At 50.2% G+C, this 4,134-nt stretch carries 4 protein-coding genes and 1 pseudogene; 3 read left to right on the plus strand and 2 right to left on the minus strand.

The features are described from left to right. The 3 genes and pseudogenes from ACQY6F_RS18315 to ACQY6F_RS18325 form a co-directional block, all read left to right on the plus strand. Window positions 1-281 (plus strand): annotated as a pseudogene (locus ACQY6F_RS18315) (hypothetical protein); the annotation flags it as partial. Further along, entirely contained in the window at window positions 203-856 is a 654-nt protein-coding gene (locus tag ACQY6F_RS18320) for an IS630 family transposase (RefSeq protein ID WP_428776506.1), read from the plus strand. The pseudogene ACQY6F_RS18315 and the gene ACQY6F_RS18320, both read left to right, overlap by 79 nt. Before the next feature lie 209 nt (window positions 857-1,065). Further along, complete coding sequence (locus ACQY6F_RS18325; protein WP_428776502.1) at window positions 1,066-2,067, plus strand: IS4 family transposase; 1,002 nt, start codon at window positions 1,066-1,068, stop codon at window positions 2,065-2,067. Between the two features lie 24 nt (window positions 2,068-2,091). Here ACQY6F_RS18325 and ACQY6F_RS18330 read toward each other — a convergent pair whose 3' ends face one another. Beyond that, window positions 2,092-2,598, minus strand: a complete 507-nt coding sequence (locus ACQY6F_RS18330) for a hypothetical protein (protein ID WP_428776504.1) — start codon at window positions 2,596-2,598, stop codon at window positions 2,092-2,094. A 33-nt stretch (window positions 2,599-2,631) separates the two neighbouring features. Further along, window positions 2,632-3,819, minus strand: a complete 1,188-nt coding sequence (locus tag ACQY6F_RS18335; protein WP_428776505.1) for an integrase core domain-containing protein — start codon at window positions 3,817-3,819, stop codon at window positions 2,632-2,634. Window positions 3,820-4,134 lie beyond the last annotated feature (315 nt).

Genomic DNA, 4,134 nt, shown 5'->3' on the forward strand with positions numbered 1-4,134 from the left:
ACGATAAAGTAGAAACCATCTTGACCACCTTGGCCCAAAGCCAACCCCCGGATGGGCGTGTGCGCTGGACTCTCCAATTGTTGGCAGATCGCTTGGTAACCCTGACCCACTTGGAGAGCCTATCATATGAAGCGGTGCGATTGGTGCTAAAAAAAACGATCTCAAACCTTGGCAACGGCAAAAATGGTGTATCCCGACCGTTATTGGCGCCCGATTTGTGTGGCGCATGGAAGATATCCTGGATTTGTATGCCGAACCTTACCAACCAGCTTTTCCAGTGATTTGCTTTGACGAAGTGCCCTATCAAATGGTGAGCGAAACCAGATTGCCTCTGCCCATGCAAAGTGGAACGCCCCAGCGCTATGATTTTGAATACAAACGTGAAGGCACCTGTAATCTGTTTATGTTTTTGCAACCTCTGGCAGGCTGGCGACAGGTCAAAGTCACCGACCGACGAACCAAACAGGTTTTCGCCTTGTGCATGAAGGACCTGGCTGAAATTCACCTTCCGGAAGCCGAAAAGATCCGCGTGGTGTTGGATAATCTCAACACGCATACACCGGCTGCGTTTTATGAAACCTTTCCGCCTGAACAGGCCCGACAATTGACGAAAAAATTGGAGTTCCATTACACACCCAAACACAGTAGCTGGTTGAATATGGCTGAAGTCGAAATTTCAGTTCTAACAGAACAGTGCCTTGATCGCAGATTGGGTAACCAAGAAATCGTCACGAGAGAAGTAGGTGCTTGGGAAGCGGAACGAAACAACCGCAAAGCAACGATTGATTGGCGTTTCTCTATCCCAAATGCCAGGGATAAACTGAAACGACTGTACCCTATGAAAAAAGAGCAGTAATTGACCAAGAATCACCTATCAGAATTTATTTGATGAAGTACTAGTTACCCGACACTTTAACAAAAAAGGTTGATCGGCCTGCCAACTCCAGGTAAAGTTGAGTTAGCAGTCAAAACAATATCTGGAGGAGAGCAATGCCGATCAACCGACAATATCATACGTGGTTTCGACGAATTCGGGAACTGCGTCCGGGTCAAAGAGTTACCCAAATGCGCAATTTCGTCTGGTTGCTGGTCGGGATCCATCGCAGTCGTTCTGTGACCCTGAGTCATATTGCCGGGAAAATTCCTGGCAAAGCCAAGCTCTTGAGCACGGTTCGTCGCCTGGCCCGATTCCTGGCAAATCCGGCGATTCGGGTTCGAAGATGGTATGCACCGATTGCCAAAGACTGGTTGCAAGCGCAGTTTCGACAATTGGGCGAAATCCGCTTGATTGTGGACGGCAGCAAGATCGGGTTTGGACATCAACTGCTGATCGTTTGCCTGGCCTACCGCAGACGTTCGATCCCGCTGGCTTGGACCTGGGTCAAATATATCAAAGGACACAGCAGTGCTCGCAAACAACTGGCTTTGCTGGCCTATGTAGACAGTCTGATCCCTGCTGGAGCAGCGGTTTTCCTGGTTGGTGACTGTGAATTTGGCTCCGTACCTGTCTTGGAACAATTGGACCGTTGGCGTTGGTTCTATGTCCTGCGTCAAAAGTCCGACACCCAGGTCTGGTTCTCTGAGCCAGAAGGCTGGAAATCTTTCGACAGCCACATCCAAAAAGCTGGTCAAAGTATCTGGCTGGGAAGCGGGTATCTGGCCGTCAATCACATCTATCCGGTCAACCTGCTGGTTCACTGGAAACGTGGCGAAAAGGAACCCTGGTGTCTGGCCACCAACCTGCCCGACCGTCGAATGGCCTTGCGCCTTTACGCTCGCAGACCCTGGATTGAAGAAATGTTCGGTGATTTCAAAAAACATGGTTTTGACCTGGAGAAAACCAAATTGTGCCATTTTCAACGTTTATCTCGACTGACTTTGGCGGTCGCTATCCTTTATGTTTGGTTAGTTGCTGTTGGCACTCGTACCATTCACGCTGGTGACAGACATCTGGTTGACCGCAATGACCGCCGAGACTTATCCATCTTCCAGATTGGTTTACGCTTCATTGAAAGGCGTTTGACCAATGACCTTACATTCAAAATTCCACTATGTTCTTACCGTTGACACATAACTGTCGGGTAACTAGTATTACAGCGCAAGGTTAGCTGAAAGCCGAGCCAAACGGCCCTTGCGATGAGACAAATAGGCTGCGTAATTTCTACGTTGATAGTAGCGAACCATGCGGATGGCAGCCGCGACATCAAATTTGGGTATTGGTAACACACTCAAGAGCAGTAAACGGACCTGGTAGACGGTCAGAGCCGGAGCCCGCTGTTTGAAGAAGATGCGCATGCGAACGAGGAAAAGATGAGCCAGAAAAGCAAAGCACATATGGTGATGCCAACCCAGCCAACTACGCAGTTCATAGTGGTCGAAACCGACTTCGACTTTGCCAGCCCGGAAAATTATTTCCACGGGCCAACGCATACCGCTGATCCGCACCAATTCAAGTGGGTCGATCTCGGCAGGGGCATTGCTAAGGTAATATGCGATATGACAACGCATATGGGTGCAGATTGAGACAGTAGGAGGTGCCAACGCATCGTGCATGCAATAGAACAGGTAACTGCCAACGCATCGTGCACAAAATGGCATAGGTAGATGCCAGAGTAATGAAATCAAACTGCGTTAGTTTTTGGGTAGTTCGTAGTCAAACTGTTTGATAAGACGACCTTTGTGATAGATTTTCAAGGTCTGGTAGCGGGTGTAGAGGGTGGCCTTGACATACTGAAACTTGAGGCGCTTGCCAAGCTTGAATTTCTGTTCCAAGATGTTGATGGTACCCGCCGCTGAGACCAAACGGATGAAGGTAACTTTGCCCACGGAAATGGGGAGCTTGGAACCGTCAAGTTTGAAATTGGCAGGGAGTACACGCAGACGCTTGGATTTGCGGTACTGAGTTGGCGTCTTGTATCCCAACTGGGGATGGACGTGTTGCGCATTGACGGTGTTCATCAGCAGGCGTAATTGTCGACGCAGATCACAAGCTCGCCGATAGGTGCGATTGAGCAACAGAGGTTGAAACCAGCCATTGAAGTTTTCGACCGAACCATTGCGTTGCGGCTTGGCGGGCGGGATGAAGACCGTTTCGACTTCCAGGCGCAAACACAACCGGATGATACGGCTGAGATAGCGCGCTGAGTGGCCAAAACCGCAGAACTCGCGTCCATTGTCAAACTGCACCATCTCCGGTAGACCCAGATGTTGCCAGGCATGGATCAGGAAAGCCAGGATGCCATCCATTTTCCGGCTCTTGACCAGTTCAGTATAAACGGCTTGGTCAAAGACATCTTTGCAAATCAGGAAATAGTAGCGGGTCTTGTCGCCTTTCAGGTAGCGTGGCCCAACTGTGTCGACTTGATGTAATTGGTTCGTGTCCTGGGCCTGCGGGCCTGGGTAGTCGCTTCGTGCAAGTGTCTGCGCTAACCGCAACGAAGGGTTGGTCAGCCCTGCCCGTTGTAGGATACGACCGACCGTACGTAAACTCGGTAGTGGTGTCAGACCCAAAGTGCGTAACTCCTCACGTATGGTCGCAGCTCCTATTTGAGCGTAGCGCGTTTGTGGTGTTGAGCGTGCTTCCAGCCGTCGGCGAACACTCAACACTGCACGCTCGATGTGTGGCGGTGTTTGTCGTGCGACTCGATGGTTGGCCCGCGTTAGATCATACAGGCCTTCTGTTCCCAGTGTAAGATAGCGTTGCCACCACTTGTGAAACCAGCGTTTTGAACGTTTTAAGGTGCTACAGATACTCTCGACAGACTCACCCGCTAATCGCAGCCGAATGGCCGTCTTTCGAGTAGATAATTCATCTTTCATGATCGTTTCTCCTTTCGCTATTAGCAGCTACCTGGAGAAACTGTAACCGTATTATTCTATTGGCCTCGACACAACCATGATTATCAAATTATGTGACCGCTTTTCTTGCCACTTATGTGCACGATGCGTTGACACTCCTAGAGATTCCTTTTGTGCATGATGCTGTGGCATTCAGTTGCTGAACGATCCGTTGTCATATCGCAGGTAGGCGTGGCCCGACAGATCGCGGCTACGGCCGAGCTCAAAGCGCTGTTTCCCGATTTGGCGATTGCGGGGACGGCCTACAGTTATTTACAGGAATGGCTGCCGAACGTG

The organism is Vibrio sp. (genome assembly GCF_050299255.1).
Taxonomy (GTDB): domain Bacteria; phylum Pseudomonadota; class Gammaproteobacteria; order Enterobacterales; family Vibrionaceae; genus Vibrio.